Source organism: Chryseobacterium sp. PvR013, from assembly GCF_017833095.1.
GTDB lineage: Bacteria > Bacteroidota > Bacteroidia > Flavobacteriales > Weeksellaceae > Chryseobacterium > Chryseobacterium culicis_A.
The window spans coordinates 5238254-5262272 of the sequence record NZ_JAFIBT010000001.1 but is presented as its reverse complement, the minus strand read 5'-3'; the positions used below and the strand labels follow the sequence as shown (position 1 = coordinate 5262272).

The 24019-nt window shown below is 36.8% G+C and carries 23 protein-coding genes; 12 read left to right on the top strand and 11 right to left on the bottom strand.

Annotated elements, in window-relative coordinates:
• Positions 1–45 precede the first annotated feature (45 nt).
• The 4 genes from JOE44_RS23935 (at position 46) to JOE44_RS23920 (ending at position 6374) form a co-directional block, all read left to right on the top strand.
• On the top strand, positions 46–1860 hold the full coding sequence (locus tag JOE44_RS23935) for a BspA family leucine-rich repeat surface protein (RefSeq protein ID WP_209788458.1): 1815 nt from the start codon (positions 46–48) through the stop codon (positions 1858–1860).
• A gap of 79 nt (positions 1861–1939) precedes the next feature.
• A complete protein-coding gene (locus JOE44_RS23930) occupies positions 1940–3214 on the top strand; it encodes a BspA family leucine-rich repeat surface protein (protein WP_209788455.1) in 1275 nt (424 codons plus the stop codon).
• Positions 3215–3239: 25 nt separating this feature from the next.
• Positions 3240–4799, top strand: coding sequence for a BspA family leucine-rich repeat surface protein (locus JOE44_RS23925; protein ID WP_209788453.1), 1560 nt, complete (start codon positions 3240–3242; stop codon positions 4797–4799).
• A 15-nt stretch (positions 4800–4814) separates the two neighbouring features.
• Positions 4815–6374, top strand: coding sequence for a BspA family leucine-rich repeat surface protein (locus JOE44_RS23920; protein ID WP_209788450.1), 1560 nt, complete (start codon positions 4815–4817; stop codon positions 6372–6374).
• 54 nt (positions 6375–6428) lie between these two features.
• On the opposite strand, the gene purE is transcribed toward JOE44_RS23920, so the two are convergent.
• Positions 6429–6932 carry a 5-(carboxyamino)imidazole ribonucleotide mutase gene (purE, locus tag JOE44_RS23915; RefSeq protein ID WP_034699885.1) on the bottom strand — a complete coding sequence of 168 codons (504 nt, stop codon included), beginning with the start codon at positions 6930–6932 and terminating at the stop codon, positions 6429–6431.
• Positions 6933–7137: 205 nt separating this feature from the next.
• On the opposite strand from purE, the gene JOE44_RS23910 reads away from it, so the two are divergent.
• From JOE44_RS23910 to JOE44_RS23890, 5 genes are all read left to right on the top strand, one after another.
• Entirely contained in the window at positions 7138–8043 is a 906-nt protein-coding gene (locus JOE44_RS23910; RefSeq protein ID WP_209788447.1) for an EamA family transporter, read from the top strand.
• Between the two features lie 64 nt (positions 8044–8107).
• A complete protein-coding gene (locus JOE44_RS23905; protein ID WP_209788444.1) occupies positions 8108–8728 on the top strand; it encodes a hypothetical protein in 621 nt (206 codons plus the stop codon).
• Positions 8729–8817: 89 nt separating this feature from the next.
• Positions 8818–9516, top strand: coding sequence for a hypothetical protein (locus JOE44_RS23900; RefSeq protein ID WP_209788441.1), 699 nt, complete (start codon positions 8818–8820; stop codon positions 9514–9516).
• Between the two features lie 69 nt (positions 9517–9585).
• The gene (locus tag JOE44_RS23895) at positions 9586–10149 is read left to right on the top strand and encodes a hypothetical protein (RefSeq protein ID WP_209788438.1); all 564 of its coding nucleotides are present in this window, start codon (positions 9586–9588) and stop codon (positions 10147–10149) included.
• A 6-nt stretch (positions 10150–10155) separates the two neighbouring features.
• Complete coding sequence (locus tag JOE44_RS23890) at positions 10156–12279, top strand: cation:proton antiporter (RefSeq protein ID WP_209788435.1); 2124 nt, start codon at positions 10156–10158, stop codon at positions 12277–12279.
• Between the two features lie 305 nt (positions 12280–12584).
• On the opposite strand, the gene JOE44_RS23885 is transcribed toward JOE44_RS23890, so the two are convergent.
• Both JOE44_RS23885 and JOE44_RS23880 read right to left on the bottom strand, forming a co-directional pair.
• On the bottom strand, positions 12585–13697 hold the full coding sequence (locus JOE44_RS23885) for a 5-(carboxyamino)imidazole ribonucleotide synthase (RefSeq protein WP_105680999.1): 1113 nt from the start codon (positions 13695–13697) through the stop codon (positions 12585–12587).
• Between the two features lie 24 nt (positions 13698–13721).
• Positions 13722–14273 (bottom strand): DUF1543 domain-containing protein, encoded by a 552-nt coding sequence (locus JOE44_RS23880; RefSeq protein WP_209788432.1) that lies wholly within the window; start codon positions 14271–14273, stop codon positions 13722–13724.
• 97 nt (positions 14274–14370) lie between these two features.
• Between JOE44_RS23880 and JOE44_RS23875 the strand changes: the two genes are divergently transcribed.
• Both JOE44_RS23875 and JOE44_RS23870 read left to right on the top strand, forming a co-directional pair.
• On the top strand, positions 14371–15201 hold the full coding sequence (locus tag JOE44_RS23875) for a sulfite exporter TauE/SafE family protein (protein WP_209788427.1): 831 nt from the start codon (positions 14371–14373) through the stop codon (positions 15199–15201).
• On the top strand, positions 15201–15584 hold the full coding sequence (locus tag JOE44_RS23870; protein ID WP_209788425.1) for a DUF1634 domain-containing protein: 384 nt from the start codon (positions 15201–15203) through the stop codon (positions 15582–15584). The genes JOE44_RS23875 and JOE44_RS23870 overlap by 1 nt, the downstream gene beginning before the upstream one ends.
• A 4-nt stretch (positions 15585–15588) precedes the next feature.
• Here JOE44_RS23870 and JOE44_RS23865 read toward each other — a convergent pair whose 3' ends face one another.
• Positions 15589–15966 (bottom strand): VOC family protein, encoded by a 378-nt coding sequence (locus JOE44_RS23865; RefSeq protein ID WP_209788424.1) that lies wholly within the window; start codon positions 15964–15966, stop codon positions 15589–15591.
• A gap of 36 nt (positions 15967–16002) precedes the next feature.
• Entirely contained in the window at positions 16003–16443 is a 441-nt protein-coding gene (locus tag JOE44_RS23860) for a nuclear transport factor 2 family protein (RefSeq protein ID WP_209788422.1), read from the bottom strand.
• Between the two features lie 152 nt (positions 16444–16595).
• Here JOE44_RS23860 and JOE44_RS23855 point away from each other — a divergent pair, with 152 nt between their 5' ends.
• On the top strand, positions 16596–17636 hold the full coding sequence (locus tag JOE44_RS23855) for an endonuclease/exonuclease/phosphatase family protein (protein ID WP_245169852.1): 1041 nt from the start codon (positions 16596–16598) through the stop codon (positions 17634–17636).
• Positions 17637–17679: 43 nt separating this feature from the next.
• Here JOE44_RS23855 and JOE44_RS23850 read toward each other — a convergent pair whose 3' ends face one another.
• The 6 genes from JOE44_RS23850 to JOE44_RS23825 all read right to left on the bottom strand — a co-directional run bounded on the left by JOE44_RS23850 (position 17680) and on the right by JOE44_RS23825 (position 24005).
• Positions 17680–17823, bottom strand: a complete 144-nt coding sequence (locus JOE44_RS23850; protein WP_209788419.1) for a hypothetical protein — start codon at positions 17821–17823, stop codon at positions 17680–17682.
• Positions 17824–17825: 2 nt separating this feature from the next.
• Positions 17826–18884, bottom strand: coding sequence for a diphosphomevalonate decarboxylase (locus JOE44_RS23845; RefSeq protein WP_209788417.1), 1059 nt, complete (start codon positions 18882–18884; stop codon positions 17826–17828).
• Between the two features lie 128 nt (positions 18885–19012).
• Entirely contained in the window at positions 19013–20782 is a 1770-nt protein-coding gene (locus JOE44_RS23840; protein ID WP_209788413.1) for a long-chain fatty acid--CoA ligase, read from the bottom strand.
• Positions 20779–21792 carry an NAD-dependent epimerase/dehydratase family protein gene (locus JOE44_RS23835; protein WP_209788409.1) on the bottom strand — a complete coding sequence of 338 codons (1014 nt, stop codon included), beginning with the start codon at positions 21790–21792 and terminating at the stop codon, positions 20779–20781. The genes JOE44_RS23840 and JOE44_RS23835 overlap by 4 nt, the downstream gene beginning before the upstream one ends.
• Before the next feature lie 259 nt (positions 21793–22051).
• Positions 22052–23056, bottom strand: coding sequence for an MvdD family ATP-grasp ribosomal peptide maturase (locus JOE44_RS23830; RefSeq protein WP_209788404.1), 1005 nt, complete (start codon positions 23054–23056; stop codon positions 22052–22054).
• Positions 23049–24005, bottom strand: coding sequence for an MvdC family ATP-grasp ribosomal peptide maturase (locus tag JOE44_RS23825; protein WP_209788402.1), 957 nt, complete (start codon positions 24003–24005; stop codon positions 23049–23051). Before JOE44_RS23825 ends, JOE44_RS23830 begins: the two co-directional genes overlap by 8 nt.
• Positions 24006–24019: the final 14 nt, after the last annotated feature.

The window sequence follows — 24019 nt, the reverse complement described above, 5'->3', positions numbered from 1 at the left end:
AAGTTTTTTGTTATTTTAGCTGTGCTTATTTCACAAACTAATGACATGTACAAAAAACTACTCTTTTCTCTTCTGTTTATTCTATTATTTCAGCTTTCAAAAGCTCAGGATGAGTTTATTACTATTTGGCAGCCCGGCTTTATAAGCACCGTTCCCATATCCGTTACAGCTCCCTATCCCGCAGGGAACAATCAAATCTGGTTTCCTGCTATCGGCAATAATTTTACCATAAGCTGGGAAGAAGTAGGTTATCCGTCACACCAGGGAACAATGAATAATGTTACTTCCACAAAGCAGGTACTTATAGACTTCGGAACACCATTACATCCAAATTCAATGCAAGCCAGTTATCAGGTAAAAGTAAGCGGTGGAAATGGGACTTTCAGAATACTTTCTACTGAATATTTACCTTCTACAGGAGTGAAATACAATGGAAGTATGGATAAACTGCTTGAGATTTCCCAATGGGGGAATATCCAATGGAGTACAATGAACAATGCTTTTGCGAACTGTCCTAATATCACTCTCACGGCTTCCGATGCACCCGATCTGTCCCAAGTTACAGATCTGTCCGGAATGTTCAAATCTGCAAAGAATTTCACATCCAATAATTCAATAAACAGCTGGGATACTTCATCTGTACAAGATATGTCTGAGCTGTTTTCACAAACAACATTCAATTCTCCGATTGATAACTGGAACACATCAAATGTTACCAATATGTCCCGTATGTTTTATTTTTCAAAACATTTCAATCAAACTTTAAAAACCTGGGATGTCTCTAAAGTTACCAATATGCAATCGATGTTTATGAGTGCAGAAAAGTTTAACCAGCCTTTACAAGACTGGAATACAGAGTCTCTTACGAACATCATTGATATATTCAATGGAGCAAAGGAATTTAATCAACCAATCAATACCTGGAATATTTCAAATGTAACAAGTCTTAGTGGTATCTTTTCATTAGCCCCAAAATTCAACCAGCCACTCAATCACTGGAATACCTCAAAAGTAACCGATATGTCCAGAACATTTAACGGAGCTTTAAGTTTTAATCAAAATATTAACAGCTGGGATACCTCCAAAGTAGGTAATATGTCACTCATGTTTGCACTCGCTGTAAGCTACAACGAGCCTATGACTTCCTGGGACACGGGAAGCGTGACGGATATGTCTTTTATGTTTCATTTCAATCCGTATTTCAATCAGAATATAAGCAATTGGAATACAGCTAAAGTTGTCAACATGGAACACATGCTTCACGGCTGCTATGAATTCACCCATTCACTGGAAAACTGGAATGTCAGTACCGTTACCAATATGGATTTAATGCTAATGGAGACCACTTCATACAACCACACTTTAGAAAAATGGAATCTGAACTCCTTAACAACTGCCGCCTCAATGCTTACTTCTTCAGGATTAGACTGCAGAAATTATAGTAACACCCTTATTGGATGGTCTAATAACGGTAATACTCCCAATAGTATTCACCTTGGTATCGTTTCAGACTTAACTTATTCCGATACTGCAACTCCTTCAAGAAATCATCTTCTCAATGTAAAAGGATGGAGCTTTCTGGGAGATAATTTAGGCACCTGTGAACATCAATTGGGAACTTCAGATTACAGCCTTAATACTACCCCTCAGATGTATCCCAATCCTGTATCGGATATGATTTATCTGAAAAATATTCAGAATGTGATAAGGTATACAATAACCGATATGAGCGGAAGAACAGTTGCTAAAGACAAGCTGGGACATAGCGAAATATCTGTCCGTCTTTTGTCTCCGGGAAATTATGTTCTGCAGATTTTCACAAAGGATACAGTACATTCATTCTCATTCATCAAAAAATAACCCAAGAAAACTAATTCCATAAACAATAAACATGATCTTAAAAAAAATTCCAATACTCATTTTTCTTTTGATGATACTCATGGCAAAGGCCCAAAATGAGTTCATCACCATCTGGAAAACTCAGAATGCACAACTCATTAAATTTCCAGGAAGAGGAACCAACTTTCATGTCTACTGGGAAGAAGTAGGATATCCTCAGCATAACGGAACAATGAGCAGTGTAACTTCAACCACTGAATTCATCATCAACTTAGGAACACCATTAAACCCATCTCCTGCCCAGGCCAGTTACAGAATCAAAATCAGCAATGGAAACGGAAGTTTTGATCAGGTAAGATTTTATAATGGTTCATCAATCCCGGTTTACAATGCTTCAGACCGTTCCAAACTCACTCAAATTGCTCAGTGGGGAAATATAAAATGGAAGAGTTTTGACAATGCTTTTGTATACTGCGATAATATGGATGTAACAGCCACAGATGCTCCAGACCTCAGTATGGTTACCAGTATGCGTCAGATGTTTTATTTATGCATTTCACTTATTGGTAATTCTTCTTTCAATACATGGAATACCTCCACCATTACAGATATGCATTATATGTTTGGTGATGATAATCTTTTCAACCAACCATTGGGAAACTGGGATACTTCGAATGTTACAGATATGTCTTATATGTTTGATTACACAGGATTTAACCAACCTTTGAATAAATGGAACACAGCTAAAGTTACCACCATGGAGCATATGTTTCATGATTCAGAAAATTTCAATCAGGATCTACAAAACTGGAACACGGGAAGCGTAACGAATATGAACGAAATGTTCCATGACACTGCTTTTAATCAAAATATTGGAAGATGGGATTTAAGCTCATTAACAACAGCAACCGGTATGTTTCTCAATTCTGCCATGAGCTGCCTGAATTATGATAAAACCCTTTATGGATGGAGCTACAACCCATCAACCCCGAATAATATCAATCTATCCAGCGCAGCACCATTGGTTTATTCTCATGCCGATGCTGTAGCTGCAAGAAATTATTTAATCAATAATAAAGGATGGACTATTTCCGGTGATACTTACAATGGAGTATGCAACCAGACACTTTCAACTTCTGAAACGGAAATTAAAAACAAAACCTCCATCTATCCCAATCCGGTAAAAGATCATATTTATCTGAAAAATATTCCGAATGCAGTAAGGTATACAATAACAGATATGAGTGGAAGAACAGTTGCTAAAGACCAGCTGGAGCATAACGAAATATCCGTCAGACTTTTGTCTCCGGGAAATTATATCCTGCAGGTTTTCACGAAGAATACAATGCATTCTTTCCCATTCATCAAAAAATAACCCAAGAAAACGATAAACATTCATCATGACTTTAAACAAAATACCAACACTCATTTTTCTTTTGCTGGCTTTCATTGTAAAGGCTCAGGACGAATTCATCACCATCTGGAAACCTGCTTCTACCGTATTACCCGCAGTAAATGTAGATGCTCCCTACCAGGCAACGACTCAGCAGATATGGTTTCCCGGAATTGGTGATAATTATGACATTTATTGGGAGGAAGTAGGCTATCCGCAGCACAATGGTTCCCTTCTCGATGTAACTTCCACAAAACAGGTTCTTATTGACTTCGGTACGTCAATCGCAGAAAAAAATGATGCAAAATACAGGGTAAAAGTTACGAATGGTAACGGAACTTTCAGACAAATAAAATTCGGAACTCCTCAACTATTTCCTGGTCCTGAGCAAGTCATTCCTATCTGGCAGATCAATGGAAGTTCAGATAAAATACTGGAAATAGAACAATGGGGTAATATTTCATGGACTACCATGGAAAGCGCCTTCAGCCTGTGCAGGCTTATGCAGCTTACAGCAACAGATACTCCCAATCTTAATAATGTGGAAGATGCTTCTTTTATGTTTTATGGTACAACCAGCTTTAAGGGAGCCAGTTCTATGCAAAACTGGGATACTTCGAAAATTAAGAATTTTAGTTTTATGCTTTCTCTCTTATTCGATGTGAATCCATCTTCTGCCGTAATAGAACAGTTCAACTCCCCTTATCTGGACAGCTGGAATATGTCTTCAGCCACCAACCTCAGCTATATGTTCGGAAACAGAACTGTTTTTAACCAGACTCTTAACAGCTGGGATGTTTCAAAAGTGACGGATATGAGCTGGATGTTTGGCCAGTGTGCAAGCTTCAATCAGCGTCTAGATAACTGGGATACTTCAAGTTTAGAGGACATGCATTTTATGTTTCATATGATTCCTGTTTTCAATCAGCCGTTAAACTGGAACACTTCCAAAGTGACCAATATGGCCCATGTATTTCATGGTTGTACAACCTTTAATCAGTCTTTAGAAAATTGGGATATGACAAAGGTGACCAGAATAGATCAGATGCTTAATATTGCATCAGGTTTCAATCAGTCATTAGGAAACTGGAACTTAGTTTCTCTTATCAATGGTAATGGTGCTTTAACACTGTCAGGCCTTAATTGTGAAAATTACAGCAAAACATTGATGGGATGGGCCAACAATCCTAATACAGCCAACAATATTGCATTAGGTTCTCTAACGGGATTAAAATATGCTTCAAACGTGTCGGACAAAAGGGATATTCTCATCAATAAAGGTTGGTCATTAATAGGTGATACAGTAGGAAGTTGCTTATTATCTTCATCAGATGTAAGACTGAGTAAAAAACTTTCGCTATATCCTAATCCTGCAGTAGATGACATTCATGTTGAAGGATTAAGTGATATAAAGCGCTATAAAATTTATGATGCCAGCGGAAGACTTGTCAAGGAAGGAAATCCCAATAATGACATCATCAATGTAAGCTCCCTGCCTAAAGGAAATTATATGATACAACTGATCATGAAAGAAAACACCTTCTCTTCAAAATTCATTAAGAAATAACTATAAAACCTCAATATGGTATTGAAAAAAATTTGGGTGGGCTTTTTTATTTTACTGATATTCGTTGCGAAAGCCCAGAATGAATTTATCACTATCTGGAAGCCTGCTTCTACGGTAATACAACCAATCACTGTAAGTGCTCCCTATCAGGCAGATACTCAACAAATATGGTTTCCCGGAATTGGTGAAAACTATGACATCTATTGGGAGGAAGTAGGTTTCCCCCAACATAATGGTTCCCTTACCAATGTAACGTCTACAAAACAGGTTTTTATTGATTTTGGTACATCAATCGCAGAAAAGAATGATGCAAAGTACAGAGTAAAAGTAAGCAATGGAAATGGTGTTTTTCAGCAAATAAAATTTGGAGACGTACAGGAGGTTCAGCTTCCGGACCAGATTTTCCCGATCTGGCAGATCAATGGGAGTGCTGATAAAGTATTGGAAATAGAACAATGGGGAAACATCGCATGGAACTCTATGAACAGTGCTTTCAGCCAATGTAAGCTCATTCAGATTACAGCCACGGATACTCCCGATCTTAATAATGTTAAAGATGCTTCGTATATGTTTTATGCTGCAAAAAGCTTTACGGGGAACAGTTCTATGCAAAATTGGGATACTTCAAAGATTAAGAATTTCAGATTTATGTTTGCTCTTATTTTTGACAGTATCAATACTACGCTTCCTGATCAGTTCAATTCTCCTTATCTTAATAGCTGGGATATGTCATCAGCAACTGATCTCAGCTTTATGTTTGCAGGACGAGGAATCTTTAATCAAACCGTGAACAACTGGAATGTTTCCAATGTAAAGGATATGAAATGGATGTTTGCGCTTTGCCCAAGCTACAATCAACCTATGGATAACTGGGATACTTCAAGCCTTGAAGATATTCGTTTTATGTTTCATTTTGATTCTGGTTTCAATCAATCTTTAAATAATTGGAATACGTCTAAAATTACCAATATGGCCCATGCTATTCATGGCTGTACAGCTTTTAACCATTCTCTGGAAAATTGGGACATGACCAAGGTTACCAGAATAGACCAGATTCTGAAGGAAACGCCGAACTTTAATCAATCCCTTGCAAGCTGGAATCTTGCCAGCGTTAATAATGGAGCCCAGGCTTTGATGCAGACAGGAATGGATTGTGAAAATTTCAGTAAGACCCTTGCCGGATGGGCAGATAATCCTAATACTGCCAATAATGTTGATTTAGATATTGTAACTCCTTTGACTTATGCTTCCAATGCAGCAGATAAAAGGAATATTCTCATCAGTAAAGGATGGACAATGTCTGGTGATACAATAGGAAATTGTTTACTCTCTTCATCGGAGGTAAAGCTGAATAAAAAACTTTCACTATATCCCAATCCCGCGGTAGATGATATTCATATTGAAGGATTAAGTGATATTAAAAAGTATAGAATTTTTGATGCAAGTGGAAGACTTGTACTGGAAGGAAATCCCAATAAGGATATGATTAATGTAGGATCTTTACCAAAAGGAAATTACATTTTACAACTCATTCTGAAAGATACTACCCTCTCTTCAAAGTTCATTAAGAAATAAAACAAAGAAGCCTCGCTGGAAAGTGAGGCTTTTTATTTTGAATGTAAAGATTAACTATTTGTCAAAATGATTAGGATGCTGAGCTTTAATATCATCTACTGTTCCTAATACTTTATCTTTCAAGGAATCCTGATATTTCTGAAGTTTTGCGGCTACTTCTTCATTACCGCTTCCTAAAATTTTTGCTGCTAAAATCCCTGCGTTCAAAGCACCGTTCAAAGCTACAGTCGCTACCGGAATTCCACCAGGCATCTGAAGAATAGACAAAACGGAATCCCATCCATCTATTGAATTACTGGACAAAATAGGAACTCCAATTACCGGAAGTGTAGTACAGCTTGCTACCATTCCCGGAAGATGTGCCGCTCCGCCAGCTCCTGCCACAATTACTTTCAACCCTCTTTCCTGAGCAGTCTTTGCATAATCAAACATTCTTTCCGGTGTTCGGTGTGCTGAAACTACCGTTAATTCATAAGGGATATCAAGGCTTTTAAGAAAATTTGCAGCCTGTTCCATGATCGGCAGATCACTCTGACTGCCCATAATAATTCCTACCATCTTCAATTTTATTAGATGTTCAAAGATAAAAAATAAAGCTGGAAGTTGGAAGCAGGAAGCAGGAAGTTCTTTTAATCACAATCCAACATTTAAACAAAAACCTACCACTATTTCCTTTCTTATCTGTATCATTAAAAATTGAAACAACTGTACCCATTATAATCATTTTAAAACCTCTACATTTGTTTGTTACACTTTATTCACGTTGAAAGATTATAAACTTATTTTTGCTGTTCTCACTGTTGCCATTGTTTGGGGAACAACTTTTTTGGCCATCCGTGTGGCTGTGGAAACAATTCCTGCATGGTTTGTTGCCGGAATCCGACAGTTTCTGGCTTCTGTTATCATGCTTATCGTTCTTCTTTCAAGAAAGGAATTCAAATGGATTGGATGGAAGAATCTGGGATATCAGATCATTTTCGCTTCTCTGATGCTGGTGGTTGCCAACGGTATGACTACGGTAGCTGAAGAAACGGTATCAAGCAGCCTTGCATCATTGATCAGTGCCTGCTCACCTATTCTGGTATTTCTGGGAAGTGTGGCTGTAGGATTACAAAAGTTTAGTTTGCGTGCCCTTAGTGGTGTTTTGCTTTGTTTCAGCGGAATTCTTTTTATTTTCTGGGATGGACTGAAAGATCTTGCCAACCCCGATTACAGAATGGGTATGATCTTCCTGTTCTGTGCCATTGCAGGCTGGGCTTCCGGAACTATTTTCACAAAGAAATTAAATATTCAGAGCGGAAATATAACGTTAAACCTGTTTTATCAATTCTTATTTGCAGGCGTTGTTCAGATTATTTTTGCTTTCCTGTTTTCTGAAAATTATAACTTTGGAAGCTGGACCATTAAAAGTATTTCAGCCATGCTATACCTTTCTGTTTTTGGTTCTGTAGCTGCTTTTTTTGCCTTTCATTATGCATTGACAAAAATTTCACCGGTTCAGGTTTCCATCCTTGCTTATATCAACACCATCATTGCCATATTTCTAGGCTGGCTGATTATGGATGAAAAAGTGACTTTCAAATTTATTCTTGCAGCTGTCATGATCATTTGTGGTGTTTTTATTATTAACTACAAACCGGAGATGTTCAAAAGACAAAAGGTTGCTTAATGACTATCGTTTTTCCTGAAAAGTTCTTTTATTTTTGCTATTAAGCTATTTAAAAATCAAAATCTTGAATCAAATTTTAATTGAATGTAAAGGAATATCAAATGATATATTTTCACTTCCTGCATTCACCCTCCTTAAGGGTGAGACAATTGGTATTTACATAGGAAATAATGACTCTTATTCTACACAACAATTCCTAACAGCAATTTTCACTGGAAAAGCACAATATAAAAATACTTTAGTCTACAAAGACTTTACATTTGTTGATTATGTTTGGGAACCAAACTGGAGGCGGATATTCTTTCCTATAACAGTTGGGGAATATTTGAAAAAGCATTCAAATTTAAAAAATTCTTATGCTCAAAAGATCTACGAAATTGACTGGATCAATAAAAAAACAAAAATTAAACGACTGCCGGGCAATCCAAGAAAATTATTAAGCTTGTATTCGGTACTTTCAAAAAAAGAAAATATTATTACAGATTTTGCAGGGCAAGACTCACAAGGAATGATTATGGCAGCAGAAATAATTAAAAGGGAAACCATAAAAGGAAGTTCTGCCATACTTTTCGACGTGTTCAAAACTTTTGAAGATACATGTGATCAGTATATAAAAATTGACTGGAAAGATAATAGAAAGGATTATAAACCTGTTTATCATTTTCCAGAAGAAGAATCATTGTAAATCTGCTTATTTCTAATCCGAGAATAATTAAAATTTACAGGTAAGCATCAGAATTTCATTACATTTGCCCAAACACAACGAGTATAACCATGAAGCAAAAACTATCCATCATTACTGTTTTACTTCTTCCTGCATTTTATTTTTCTCAAAAAGCAGAGCCCAGGGAAGATATCAAACTGAAAAGCTTTGATTACAAAATCTATATTCAAAACAAAAAAGACAAAGAAACCGATCAGGAATTATATATGATTCCTAATAAAGGGGATACTATCAGAGAAAATGCTCTTATTAAAAAAATATCAGGGGAAGAAACTCACAGAGGTATGTACAGAATGAACAATACAGAAATTCATTTTGTAGATATTGATCTTACTACAGAAAAAATCAACCATAAAATCTATAGTCCCAATAAAAAAGGAGTACTTACCTTAGTCAAAGAAAATTCAAATCTGGCCTCTTATCCAAAGGATCTTCCTCCAAAATTCAAAGACAATAAACCTCCGCATCCCGAATTCGCAGGTGGTGAAGCAGCATTGTATCAATGGATTGAAAAAAATATCTATCCGGTTCTGGAAAAGAAATATAAGAAAAAAGAGAAAGGGAATTCTGTTCTTATTTTAGATATAGACCCAAATGGTGTTCCAACTTTTGTAGAAATAAAAAATTTGAATATTGCTGATACCATCAAAAAACAACTCACCGATATCGTAAAAACATCTCCTGTCTGGAAGACCAATATACAAGGGTTTGATGTGTCGGGAATTGTCTTTATTCCTTTAGAATACTAAGGAATATTGCCAGGACTATTTTCATATTCCCTTCATTTTTCTTATATTGTATACTCCAACCTATACAATATGCTGAAAAACACATTATTTTTATTTCTGACCGCCTCTTTCCTTTTGGTAAGCTGTGATTACAAAGAGAAAGAAAAGAACCTGACAGACCGGGAAAAACAATTATTAGAAAAAGAAAAAATATTCGCTAAAAAAGAGTCCGAATATCAGTCTCTTCTGAAAATGAGAGACAGTATTTTTGCTAAAAAAGATTCCGTAGTTATTGCAACATGGCCCACTGAAATTTCCGGCCCATGGAATGGAAAAGTTATCTGTACAGAGTCTAACTGCAGTGAATATGCTGTAGGAGACCAGCGTACGGACATCTGGGAATTCGATAATGATTCCACCCAGCCTATTACCAAAATTATCAATAATAATAATCTGGTAAGGCTGTATACAGGCAAGTTTGAAAATAATGAGATCAGACTGTCTTTTAAAACAGATTCTACGGCCAAAAAGAATGTAGAAATGAGCGTTCTTCTTAATGATATTTCAGACAACAAGATCAAAGGAACAAGAACCATCACTTCTGATGGCTGTACCGCCAAGTTCTCTGTTGAATTAGTACGTTCCACAAAATAAACACATATGATTTTACTGAGTATACACAACCTGAGTCTTCCCATAGAAGATCCGGTACTGAAGTTCCTGTTGGTATTGGTCATTATCCTGGCAGCACCCCTGCTGCTTAATAAAATTAAAGTTCCACACCTGTTGGGTCTTATTATCGCCGGAGCCATCATTGGTCCGAACGGATTCAATGTATTATCCAGAGACAGCAGTATTGTGGTAACGGGAACTACCGGACTTCTTTACATTATGTTTCTGGCTGGGCTTGAGATTGATATGGGAGATTTTAAAAAGAACAAATGGAAAAGTCTCACCTTTGGTATCTATACCTTCACGGTTCCCTTTGTACTGGGATATCTGGGAGGATATTACCTCCTTCATTTCTCCATGCTGACATCTATACTATTCGCCAGTCTTTTTTCGTCTCATACCCTTATTGCGTATCCGTTAGTGAGCAAGTTGGGAATTGCGAAAAATAAAGCAGTTAATATTACCGTGGGCGGTACGATGATCACAGATATTCTTGCCCTATTGGTACTTGCTGTGATTGTAGGAATGTCTCAGGGTGACGTAGGAACAGAATTTTGGGTTAAATTATCTGTTTCTTTTGTTGTTTTTGCCCTGATTGTACTGATTGTATTCCCTATTATAGGACGCTGGTTTTTCAAAAGAGTAGATGATAAAATCTCACAGTATATTTTTGTACTGGTTATGATTTATCTTGCTGCTATGCTGGCTGAACTGGCTGGTGTAGAAGCAATCATCGGGGCATTCTTTGCAGGATTGGCTTTAAACAGACTTATTCCTCATACTTCTTCTTTGATGAACAGAGTGGAATTTGTGGGAAATGCCATATTTATCCCGTTTTTCCTGATCAGTGTAGGAATGCTGATTGATTTTAAAGTGTTCTTTAAAAGCTGGGAAACACTGGAAGTAGCAGGAATTATGCTGGTAGCCTCAATTGGAGGAAAATATCTTTCTGCCGTAGCCACTCAAAAAACATTCAGACTGACCAAAGAAGAAGGGAAACTCATCTTTGGATTGAGTTCCGCTTCTGCTGCTGCAACACTGGCTTCAGTAATGGTAGGATATAATATTATTCTTTCTGAAACTGAAACCGGAGAGCCTGTAAGATTACTGAATGAACACGTGCTGAACGGAAGTATTTTATTGATTTTGATTTCGTGTACCATCTCCTCTTTCATTTCTATGGCAAGTGCTCAGAAAATTGCGGAAAGTGACAATGAAGATACGGTTTCAGGAAATACCCATGAGGAAGAAAGTATTCTCTTAGCGATCAATCATGAAGCAACGGTTGAGAGAATGGTAAATCTGGGAATCCTCATCAAAGCACATTCCAATACGGAAGATCTTTTCGCCCTGAATGTCATTAATGAAGACAAAAACGAATCTTCAGTAAAGAATGCGGAAAAACTTCTTCACCAGGCAGCAGATGCAGCCGCAGCCGCAGATGTTAAATTACAGGCTTTAAAAAGGTATGACAATGATGTCATCAACGGTGTAAATAATGTGATTAAAGAACAGAAAATTACAGACCTTATTATAGGACTGGAGGATGAAAAAGGGTTCTCCCCTTCTTTTGTCTATAATCTTTACAACGGTTATCTGCAGAATGATGATGTGAATGTGCTGGTATATCATGCGGCACAACCACTTTCCACCATAAAAAAATATGCAGTGATGATTCCTGAAAATGCCCATCAGGAAGCAGGATTCTTCCATGCATTGCTGAGAGTCTGGAACATTGCCAGAAATTCCGGAGCAACAGTTGTTTTCTATGCTCCTGAAAATATCCTTGATATTCTGCAGAAAATCATCAAAAAAGCCAATATAGAAGCAGAGTTTATCATTATGAATACCTGGCAGGACGGGGAAAGAACGGCTGCCCAATTGAAAGATGATGAAGCCCTGATTATCCTTATGGCAAAACGCGGTATGAAGTCTTACATTCCAAGAATGAGACTGATTCCGGAACTTTTGAACAGGAACCTGAAAGATAATAATTACCTTCTGATTTTCCCGTTCTCAGAATATGACAAAAACAGTCCGGAAATACGTTCTGTAGGAAATCATGGAGATTTTGTGGAGATTGGAAATGTAATTCAGAAAATTTTTAAATAAAAAGCTGGAAGAAGGAAGAGGGATGATGGAAGTTATCTATGCACAAATAATCACTTTTTATTAAACCATCAAACCATTCAGTCATCAATAGGATCGGGCTTTAGCCCGATATGAATAAGAATAAGAATAACATACATAAAATTGGCTTTAGCCAAAACTTAATTTTAGGTTTCGGCTAAAGCCAATTGAATCTATAATTATTTGTAAACGGGCTAAAGCCCGTTCCTATTGAATTGATTGTATAACAAAGTAAAGGGAGCCGTTTTTGAATTGAAACGGCTCCCTTTATTTATTTTAAACTGATTTTACTCAGCAATTACTCTTACCATTCCCTTCACCATGACAAGCTTTTCCATAAGCTCTTCTCTGGAATCTGCAAGAACGTTAATATGTCCCATTTTTCTTCCTGGTTTGGTTTCTGTCTTACCGTATAAGTGGATGTAGGTTTCAGGCAACTGAAGAACGTCTTCCATTCCTTCATAGATTACTTTTCCGGAAAATCCTTCTGCTCCTACCAGATTCAGCATTCCGCTGTAGGTGATAGCATCGGTATCTGCCAAAGGTAAGTTTTTAACCACACGGTACATCTGCTCAAATTGAGAATTTGTATTTCCTTCCTGACTCTGGTGTCCGGAATTATGCAGTCTTGGTGCTGTTTCATTCACCCATATTTTTCCTTCTTTATCAAGGAATAATTCAATGGCAAATAATCCCGGTGAGTTTACTGCAGCTAAAAATTTCTCAGTAATAGAATCAATCTGGTTCTGAACATCTTCTGTCAGAAGAACCGGACATACATTGAAGTCTAAAAGATTCAGCTTGGGATCAGCAACCATTTCCGTTACCGGGAAAATATTGGTTTCTCCTTTCTCGTTTCTCGCTACAATGACAGAAAGTTCTTTTTCAATATCAACCAGACTTTCAATAACAGATGCTTCTGTCCATAGATGCTGATAGTCTTCTTCTGTTTTGATGACCTGTACTCCTTTTCCATCATATCCTCCGGTATTCATTTTCTGAACGAATGGTAATGGCATAATGATCTTTTCATCACTGTTCCATACCACCTGAAATTCCGGGCTTGGGATATCGTGTGTTTTATAAAATTCTTTCTGAAGGATCTTTTGCTGGATTGTTTTGATGATATTGGCATTGGGAACCACTTTTATTCCCTGCTTTTCAAGTTCTGCCAGTGCATCAGCATTTACATGTTCTATTTCAATGGTTACAACATCTTTATCTTTTCCGAAGTTCAAAACCGTTTCGTAGTCATTGAAATTTCCCTGTGTAAAATACGAGATATTATGACACGGAGCATCAGAAGCAGGATCCAGCGTATAAAACTCATCGTCATACTTCAGTGCACTTTGTATCAGCATTCTTCCCAGCTGTCCGCCTCCCAGAATTCCTATTTTCATTTTTTATTTTTATTAGATTTATTCTTATTGAATTTTATCAATTTTTAAATAGCCCAGTCCCATTGGGTTTATCTGATTTTCTTCATCAGACTTTTTAAGAACGATAGCATATTTTTCTTTCATATAGGCCGGAAGAATATCACTTACATTGAAAATATCATCAATATCCACTCCGTGCTTATCATCAATATGGCTTACAGCGCCTTCAAATCCCATGGTCTGGTAAAATTCAGTAGCCTTTGCTCTTTTTACAATTTCACCCATAGACTGCCCAACCATAAGGTGCTGCTCATGGAATTCTTCAAAGAAACCAGGCTTATAGCCTCCTAAATTGAGGAAAAACAATTGATCTTCTGAAGATTTTTCACCCTTTTCCACAATCTCCACTTTGTACCCATCAGCGAATTTTACTTCCTGATAACAGTCCAGGTGAATTTTCCCTTCTGCCTCCTTCCAAAAGTCTTTCATATCCGGAATCAAATCTTTAAGATTCTCTGCTATTCCGAAGAAAACATCGTGCTGCTCAATATTTCTTCCTTTAGGTGTTGCCCCAAGAATGACATAAAATAATTTCATTTCGTTTTTCATGCATGCAAAAATACGTTAAATTTATCTTTTTCAAATGTTTGGCAGACTACGACAATAATTTTATATTTGTAGTATTATTTGTAGTATGTCAGAAATCATCATACTCTTCCTTGGCGCAATTTCCGCGGGTCTTTTAGGTTCACTTACGGGTTTAGGAGGAGGAGTTATTATCATTCCCTTATTAACGCTGGGATTCGGCGTTCCAATGCATTATGCTATCGGTGCTTCACTCATCTCTGTGATTGGCACCTCTTCCGGTGCGGCTGTAGCTTTCGTAAAAGAAGGCTTTACCAATATGAGAATCGGGATGTTTCTCGAAATAGCGACTACAGCAGGTGCTATTATTGGTGCGCTGGTTTCAGGAATGCTTAACCCCAATACAATCGGAATTATTTTCGCAAGTATCCTTCTTCTTACAGTTATTTTAAATCTTAAAGGAAAGCCTGATCATCAGGAACCTTTGATCAAAGGAAGTCTGGAAGAGAAGCTAAAATTATACGGAACATTCCCGGATAAAGGGATTTTAAAAAGCTATTCTGCAAGAAATACCGTTCCCGGATTTTTTATGATGATGTTTGCCGGTGCAATGTCCGGACTTTTAGGAATAGGTTCGGGTGCATTAAAAGTATTGGCGATGGACAATATGATGAAACTGCCTTTCAAAGTATCTACAACAACCAGTAATTTTATGATTGGAGTAACGGCAGTAGCCAGTGCACTGATCTATTTCCAGAGAGGAGAAATTATTCCGGTAATTGTAGCTCCCGTATTGATAGGAGTTGTTATTGGAAGTTTTATTGGTTCAAAAACGCTAATGGTATCAAAAACCAAAAAATTAAAAGTATTTTTTGCCATTGTTATTACCATTCTTTCAGTTTATATGATGTATAACGGTATCAACAAAAGCTTCAGATAATGAAAAAGAATTTTACAGATGTAGATCTGAACCGTTCCGTAGGAAATCTTCTGAGACTGGGTGTTATTCTGTCTGTGGCTACATCGCTTATCGGTTTTATCAAGTTATTTATTGAAGGTTTTAAAATGCCTGAAAAATATACCAGCCTTGTCGTAGGTACTTCTTCTGAAAAAGTATGGGGATACTTCTGGACCTCTCTTTGCAAAGGAGAAGGTGTAGCGATTATTCAGCTGGGTATTCTTTTGTTGATCTTCACCCCTCTGATGAGAATTGTTTTCGCTTTAATAGGCTATTTAAAAGAAAAAGACTACGTGTATGTAGTCATTTCTTCTATTGTTTTAGCAATTATGGCGGTAAGTTTCTTTGCAGGGTACGCCCACTAATTTTTCACATTTCATAAAACTCTAACGGCAACTGGTCCGGATCCTGGGTAAAGAAAAACTCTTTTCCGGTGAATTCATCTATGCGGATTTCTTCACAGCTAAGCCCCTTTCCTATCAGCTCATTTCTTTTTTCTGTAACATTTTCTACTGAAAAAGCAAGATGTCTTAAACCGCATGCTTCAGGTCTTGACGGCCGTTGTGGAGGATCAGGAAAGGAAAATAATTCTATTACATAATGATCTCCGATAGCCAGATCAAGTTTATAAGATTGTCTTTCCTCGCGGTATACTTCCCGGATGATATTCAGATTTAAAATTTCTGTATAAAACTTTTTGGAAACAGCATAATCTGAACAGATAATGGCGATATGATGGATTTTCATTCTTTAAATTTTAAACTACTTCTTAATTCAACGTTCTTATTTTATCTCTTTACAGTTATCTTTTCTTCTCGTATCAATAATATATTGGATTTTCCACTCATTATTCTGCTTTACCAATTGAAAACTGTTAGCTCCACAATGTGATAATTTTTCCTTTACATAAAAAGAATAAGGAGTAAATACACTTGCCAGGTTTCCATCTGTATGAACAGCTTCTATGATAATTCTTTCATCCAGATCTCCTTTTGTAAATTTTGAAACAGAGGCAACAAAATCCTGTATACTGTCACTTTTCACAGTCCCATCTTTAGTGATGGTTTGCAGCACCGCATTCTCTGCAAAAGCTGATTTTACAAGCTCAGAATCTGCATTTTTCATGCCAAGGAAGAGATTACGGATAGGTTTTTCAATCTCTTTATGCTGCTGCCCGAAGCCTGAAATACTTATAAGAACAAGAAGTACAATTATTTTATTCATAGCATAGATTTAGATAATTAAAAATAGATAAAATAAAATTTAAATTGATTAACAAATTTTAAAATTCATTTTCCTTAAATTGTACCCAAAATTATTTCAGAGCTTTTTATATGTGGATTATTTATCTGACTTTGGCCATACTTCTTCTGGTCATGACAATATTACCAAAAATTCAGCATTCTCACTGGATATTCAGGGTTCCGGAATTTGCAAAAATACAGGTCACCTATCTTATCTTTTTCACTTTTTTATTAGGCCTTTTTACTGATTCTGAAGAATATTTATGGTATTATCAGGGACTTCTTCTGGTCTTATTTGTTCATCACAGCCATACCCTCATCAAGTACACCCGTTTTTATCCCGTAAAAAAACACAGACAACGTCACAAATCTTCTGATAAACTGCATTTTATTTCTGCCAATGTTTATCAGTTCAATAAAGACTACGAGAAATTCATGAGGCTTGTTAAAAAGCATAATCCTGATTTTTTCATGACTATGGAAAGCAATGGCGATTGGGAAAAGGCAATGAGACCTTTAGAAAAAGAATATGGTTTCCAACATAAAGTGACTCTTGAAAATACTTATGGTATGCATTTCTATTCCAGGATTGAAATCAAAGAAGCAAAAACTCATTATTTCGTGGCTGATGATATTCCGAGTATTGAGATCCATATGACAACAGCAGATGGCTTTTCTTTTGTTTTCTTCGGAGTTCACCCGCCGCCGCCAAGTCCTACGGAAGAAGAAACTTCAAAGGAAAGAGATGGTGATCTTCTAAGCACTGCCAAGCGTGTAAAAGACATCAAGAAACCTGTTATTGTTGTAGGAGACTTTAATAATGTTGCATGGTCAAGATCATCTGTTCTGTTCAGAAAAACAAGCCACCTGATAGATCCGAGAATCGGGCATTCTTTTGTTTCTACTTTCCATGCGAAATACCGTCTCCTAAGGTTTCCTATCGATCTGATGTTTCACAGCGAAGACATTTTTATTAAACAGCTGAAAACTTTGGAAAATTTTGGTTCAGACCACCTTCCGGTATACTGCGAATTTTTTATAGATCATCACAATGATGAACAGGAAGAATTGATTGAAACAGCAACTTCCGAAGAGAAAACCGAAGCAGAAATCATGATAGAGGAAGGAAAGAAAGAAGATGGCGAACGTGAAACTATCGTTACTGAAGATTAATAAAAAAAGTGGACTAAAGCCCACTTCTATTAAATATTTTTTATCAGAATCCAAAGTTCCAGCCCCAATTGATTGTCCTGTTCCAGCCAAAGGCTACTTTTACCGGACCTTCCTCATATTCAGCAAAAAGCATAAACAATACAGCAATGGCAATAGCAACAAGGATATAAAGCTTCTTCTTTTTCATACTTAGAAATTCATCACATCCTTCACTACTCCATTTTTCTGAGTGTGCTGTAATAACTCAGCTTCAATGAAGGCTTTAATCTGCCCTTCGGAACCATTATTGGGGAACAAAAGATGAACATTAGCTCCAGCATCAAGGGTAAAGAATAAAGGAAGTCCTGTTTCTCTTCTGAAATCCCAGATCTTATTGATGACTTCCAATGTACCTGTTTTCATCAGGATAAAAGCAGGGTCACTCATCATCATCATTGCATGTAAGGTAAGTGCTTCATGTTCTACCAGCTTGATGAAACGTTCCATATCTCCGTTTTTCAGGATTTCTTTCATCGGAACAAAGTTTTCCCTTGCTTCCTGAAATCTTCTCTCCGCGTAAGGATTGGTATTCATCAACCCGTGTCCTACTGTTGAGGAAACACTTTTCTGTCCTTCATGAATCAAAAGAACCCAATCATTAAAATTTTTGAATGATTCATGAATTTCAGCATCCGGATATTGTACTCCGAATAGATCTGAACTGCCTTCTACCTCATCTGTTTTCCCCCACACTACAAGCCCATTATACAAACTTCGGCATGCGCTTCCACTTCCCAGCCTTGCCAGAAATGAAGCCTTTCTCAAAGATTCTTCTTCGGAATTCCCCCCCGTAAATGATGCATCCAATTCCATCAGACATTTTGCAATGGCTCCAAATCCTGAAGCTGAACTCGCAATTCCTGAACTGTGGGGAAATGTATTTTCAGTTCTGATAATATATTTTCCTTTTAAAATCCAGGGAAGATACTGTTCTATATTTCTGAAATATTTCTCAATTTTCTCCGCAAACTTCACTTCTTCATTTCCAGCCAGAAAAGTCTGTACTGAAAAAACTTCATCTGCTGTAAACTCCATTGAAGTATTGGTTTTACAATGGTTTAGTGTATAACTGATACTTGGGTTGGCAGGAATCTGATTGTCATATTTCCCCCAATATTTAATCAGAGCAATATTAGACGGACAGCTTTCCGAAACCGTTTGTGTATGAATGTTGAAATTTTCTTTTCCTATAAATTCTTGTGTCGTCATAGTTTCATTTAAGTCATTATTTTAAACCACCCCGTCAAAAATTCTTTGAATTTTCGCCACCCCTCCAAAAGAGGGGAATTCTCACACCTCTATTTGTACTTGACGTGAAAAACAGGAGGTTAAAATTTTTAATACATCTTCTCTATAATATCCGCATATTTTTTGATCACCACATTTCTTTTGACCTTTAGCGTAGGAGTAATTTCTCCTGTATTGATATCAAATTCTGCAGGCATTAAAGTAAATTTCTTCACTTTCTCATAGTCTGCCAGGTGACTCTGTAATTCTTTAACTTTTTCTTTATAAAGGTTGATGATCTTTTCATTTTTTACAGCCTCTTCCCAATTGGTAAAAGAAATATTATTCTTTTTGATATAATCCTGTAAAAATTCAAAGTTAGGAACAATCAATGCTGAAACAAACTGTCTACCTTCTGCAATCAGCATAATCTGCTGGATGAAATTATTATTGGTCAGAAGATTTTCGATCTGCTGCGGAGCAATATATTTTCCATTGGAAGTTTTCATCAGATCTTTGATTCTATCCGTAATGATCAGGTTTCCTTTATCATCAAACTTTCCTGCATCACCGGTTTTGAACCATCCGTCTTCCGTGAATACTTTCTGGGTTTCTTCAGGTTTATTATAATATCCTTTCATGATTCCGTTTCCTCTCGCCTGAATCTCATCGCTTTCTCCGATACGCATTTCTACTCCCGGAAGTGGTTTTCCGCTTGTACCATGTTCAAAATAAGTTAAAGGGAAAAGAGTCAGGGTTGCTGTAGTTTCCGTTAATCCGTACCCAACAGTCACATGAATTCCTACTGATTCAAAGAAACGGGTAACTTCCGGTGATAATGAAGCTCCTCCACAAGGTAAGAACCAAAGTCGGCCACCCATTTTTTCCTTAATTTTACTGAAAACCAATCTATCGGCAACAGCTTCTTTGAATTTTAATCCAAAAGGAATTGGTCTTTCATTTCTTCTCAATTCAGCAGTTTCCCAGCCGGTTTTAAGCGCCCAGTCGAAGATTTTTTTCTTCAATGATGAACCTTCTTCTGCTTTTTCCAGAACTCCTGCATATACTTTCTGGAAAAATCTTGGTACCGCACACATCATAGTAGGTTTTACTTCTTCCAGTGCTTTGGCTACATTTTTCGGATCTTCCAGGAAATACACGCGGGCTCCGCCATATAAGCATAATAAACTCCAGCTTCTTTCAAAAACATGGCTTAATGGTAAGAATGCCATTGAGAGCTCTTCTTCAAAGTTTTTAAATTTAAAAAATTCAAAATGAGAGTCAAATGCTTTGATGAAATTTCCATGGGTAAGCATTACTCCTTTTGGGATTCCGGTAGTTCCCGAGGTATAGATCAGTGTAGCAGTATCATCATGTTCTTTCTTACAGATTTCCAGTTCTGTTGAAGCTTTTGCAATAAAATCTTCAAGATAAAAACTGTTGAATTCCTTTTTGATCCATACTGCTTTTTTGGAAACAATAATTGTTTCCAGATTGTTTTCTTCTTTATGTAAAAATTCCAGGCAGGCATCATACTGCATCTGATTTCCTACTAAAACTGCTTTAGCTCCTGAATCATTAATGATGTGTTCTGCCTGTTCAGCATTATTGGTTGAATAAATCGGTACCGTAACGGCACCAATAGCCATTGAAGCCAGATCAAAGATCATCCATTCTGATGAGTTATCTGAATAAATAGCCACTCTGTCATTCTCCTGAACTCCAGATTCTTGTAAGGCATTGGCTGTTTTAAAAATAATCTCACTGAATTTTTTCCAGCTCAGCTCTTTCCAGGCGGCATCTTTCTTTTTAAATCCGATGGCCGCTTTTATAGGATGTTTTTCTACATTTTTAAGGATAATTGCCTCTGCAAGATTCATTTCTTCAGCTTTTTGTCGTTAATATAATTATTCAGGTGAAAGTCTATACTTTCTTTTACAGGAATAAACTGATAGTTCAGCTTTTCTTTGACTTTGTGATTGGAAATGGTGTTGAATGAAGAAATGGCCTCAATATTCGATTTGGTAACCATTTTCAGTTTCGGGATCAGCCATCCGAAAAGGGTATTGGCAATTCTTCCGATATTTAATACAGATTGTGAAAGAATTCTGGCATCTTTAAGTCCCAGGCGGGTTCTGACCTGTTTTGCAAGGTCGGCATATCTGTTATTTTCAGCAACAATAATAAAACGTTCTCCGAAAAGGTTATTTTCCATTAATCCTATCGCCGTATTCGCAACATCTCTTACATCTACGTAAGCAGAACCTCCTGAAAAGGTAAAACTATTGTCTTCAAAAGTAGAGAAAAGTTCACCGCTGCTTTGATTCCAGTTTCCGCTTCCTACAATCATTCCCGGATTGATGATGATCACATTAAGGCCTTCCGCTGAAGCTCTCCACACCTCCATTTCGGATAGATGTTTTGAAATTGCATAGGCAGAATGTTCCAGTTTCGGATTAAAGTCAGAATCTTCATCCAGTTCTCCTTTTTCATTAAAATTATCGAGAACAGCAACAGAACTTACGTGGAGAAATTTTTTAACTTCCGATCCTTCACAGGCAAACAAAAGATTCTCTGTACCCTTGATATTGGTGCGGTACATTTCTTTTTCATCTTTTGGATGAAAGCTTACTTTTGCAGCACAGTGATACACCTCATCTACTCCTTCCAGAGCTGTTTTCAAGGAATCGAGATCGTCAAAATCTACGTTTACCCATTCAATTTTGTTGAAAAAATCGTCAGGATTCTCCGTATAAAAGCTATATGAATGCTTTACTTCGTTTAAATTGCTGCCCGGCCGTTTGGAAGCACGCACCTTTTCCCCTCTTTTAAGAAGTTCCAGTACAATTATTCTTCCCAGAATTCCGGTAGCACCTGTTACAAAAATCATTAATTATTTTCTTGATTGCTGACTAAAATATAACAATATTTTCTATCCGGCAATTCTTCAGGTTTCTGTAAAAATTACCCCGAAAAACTGCTTTTGCAAATTTGCGATTTTTAAAGCATAATTCAAGTTAATTTAACCAATATTATCATTCACAGAACAACAAACCGAAAAAATTTTAACAACATCAGGGTATTAAATTTAAAAGTCCTGAAAGAATTGATAACTTTCAGGACTTTTATGATTAAAAAACACTTTGTTTTTAAGCCATTACCTCATTATTTCGTCTTGGTGCTTTGTCACAAAGAACGTCTGCAATACTTTTGGAAATAAGGTTTCCTTCTGTAAGGTTATCCAGCCAGAAGAATTCTCCTGCAGCATTGATCTCTATGAAGTAATATTCGTCTTCAGGGGAAACAATCATATCTATTGCTCCGTAATCAACATTATAAATATCAAGCAGTTCAAGGAGTTTTGCTTCCACATCTGCGGGAAGTTCTGTTCTGTTCCATTTATCGATAAGATTCACACCATCTTTTCTCCAGTCTATTTTAGCATCTTCAGACTGCTGAGAATCTATTTCGAATGCATAGACTTCTCTTCCTACAATGGTAATACGAAGTTCTTTTTTCTTTTGAATCATCTGCTGAAACTGCATTGGACAGTACAACAAAGAATCCAGTTCCTCCAGTTTATCTTCATTGACAACGTTGGTAAATACTACATTTTCAACACCGTCTTCATAAATGGCAAAACCCGTCTGCATTTTCGCCACTACATTTTGATGTTTCAGAATAAACTTTCTAGCTTCATCAGGATTGTTGGTAAGACAGGTTGCCGGAATAGTCAGTCCTAATTTATCTGCAATTTTCAATTGTTCTTCTTTACTGTCGAGTCTTCTGTACACACTTGGTTTTCCTAAAGAATAGGCATCTACAGATTCGAAGAAACCAAAAAGGGTATTACGGATTTCTCCCATTGCGGCACCGTAAAATTTAGTATCCATTTCTTCTCGCAGACCTTTTCCTATGTTGTAGGCTCTTCTGTACCAGATTGCAGAAATATCATCCAGTCTGTGTTTTGCTTCAGGAGTTTCAAGAATGCTTATCCATTCTCCGTCCTGGAAAATAGTGGACAGTTTGTTTTGTAAAGGATATACGTCTACATCAAAGCGAATGACTTCACAGTTGTTTTTTTCAATGTATTCTGTGACTTTTTCAATAGAAAAATTATCTGCGGTATGGGTTATAATTAAAATTTTATTCATGGAAATTGATTCTTTTGATAAGATTGTCGGCAATTCTTTCTGCAATGGGAAACCCCAGTTCTTTTTGCAGCATTCCCCATTCTCCCTGCGGATTGACTTCAAGGAAATAATAGGCTCCGTCTTTTCCTTTGATCATATCGATCGCGCCTATATAAAGTCCCATTTCATTCATCATAGAAGTGAGATTTGCTTTCACAGATTCAGGTAATTCGTAAGCTTCCCAGAAATACCCTTCACGGGCTACTCTCCAGTCTGCATTTTCACTGTTATTTATTTTTCCTGTAAAGAAATCCCCGTCTACATAAACGATTCTCAATTCGTATTCTTTGTCAATATAAGGTTGAAAAATCATCGGACAGTAAGCGATATCTGAAAGGTGTTCCAAAGATTCCTCCTCAATAACTGTAGTGGAAATCATGTTTTCTCCTGACATAGTTTTTGCTGTTACCCCATGAAGTTTAGCAATGGCTTTTCCCTGACAGTATTGATAGAAAAATGTTGTTATTTTTTCTTCATCATTGGAAAAAATGGTTTTGGGAATGGTTAAGTTATTTCTTTGGGCTACTTTCAGCTGAAATATCTTATTTCCATCTACTTTTTTTTCATTTTCGTAAGGGTTAATCCAGGGAATATGTTCTAAAGCTGTCATCAGATTATATCTCAGACTTCCATATTCGTTGAGAAAGATTCTTTCATAATCCTGATCCAGTTCTTCAGGAGCATTGATCCTCCAGGCTTTTCTGTGCCATACTCCTTTTATGGTATCGGAATGGATTGTCTTCCCTGATTCATCCGTGAGCTCAAATGAATTTTCATGGATGCTGATTTTCTGAAGATGGTTCAGACGGTCAGAATTGAGTCTGAAATAGGGAATATTTTGAGACGTCAGGTATTCAAAAAAGATGTCGATATTATAAAAATCCTGTGAATGGGTGATGCAGAGAATCATTTGCCGGTTTTATT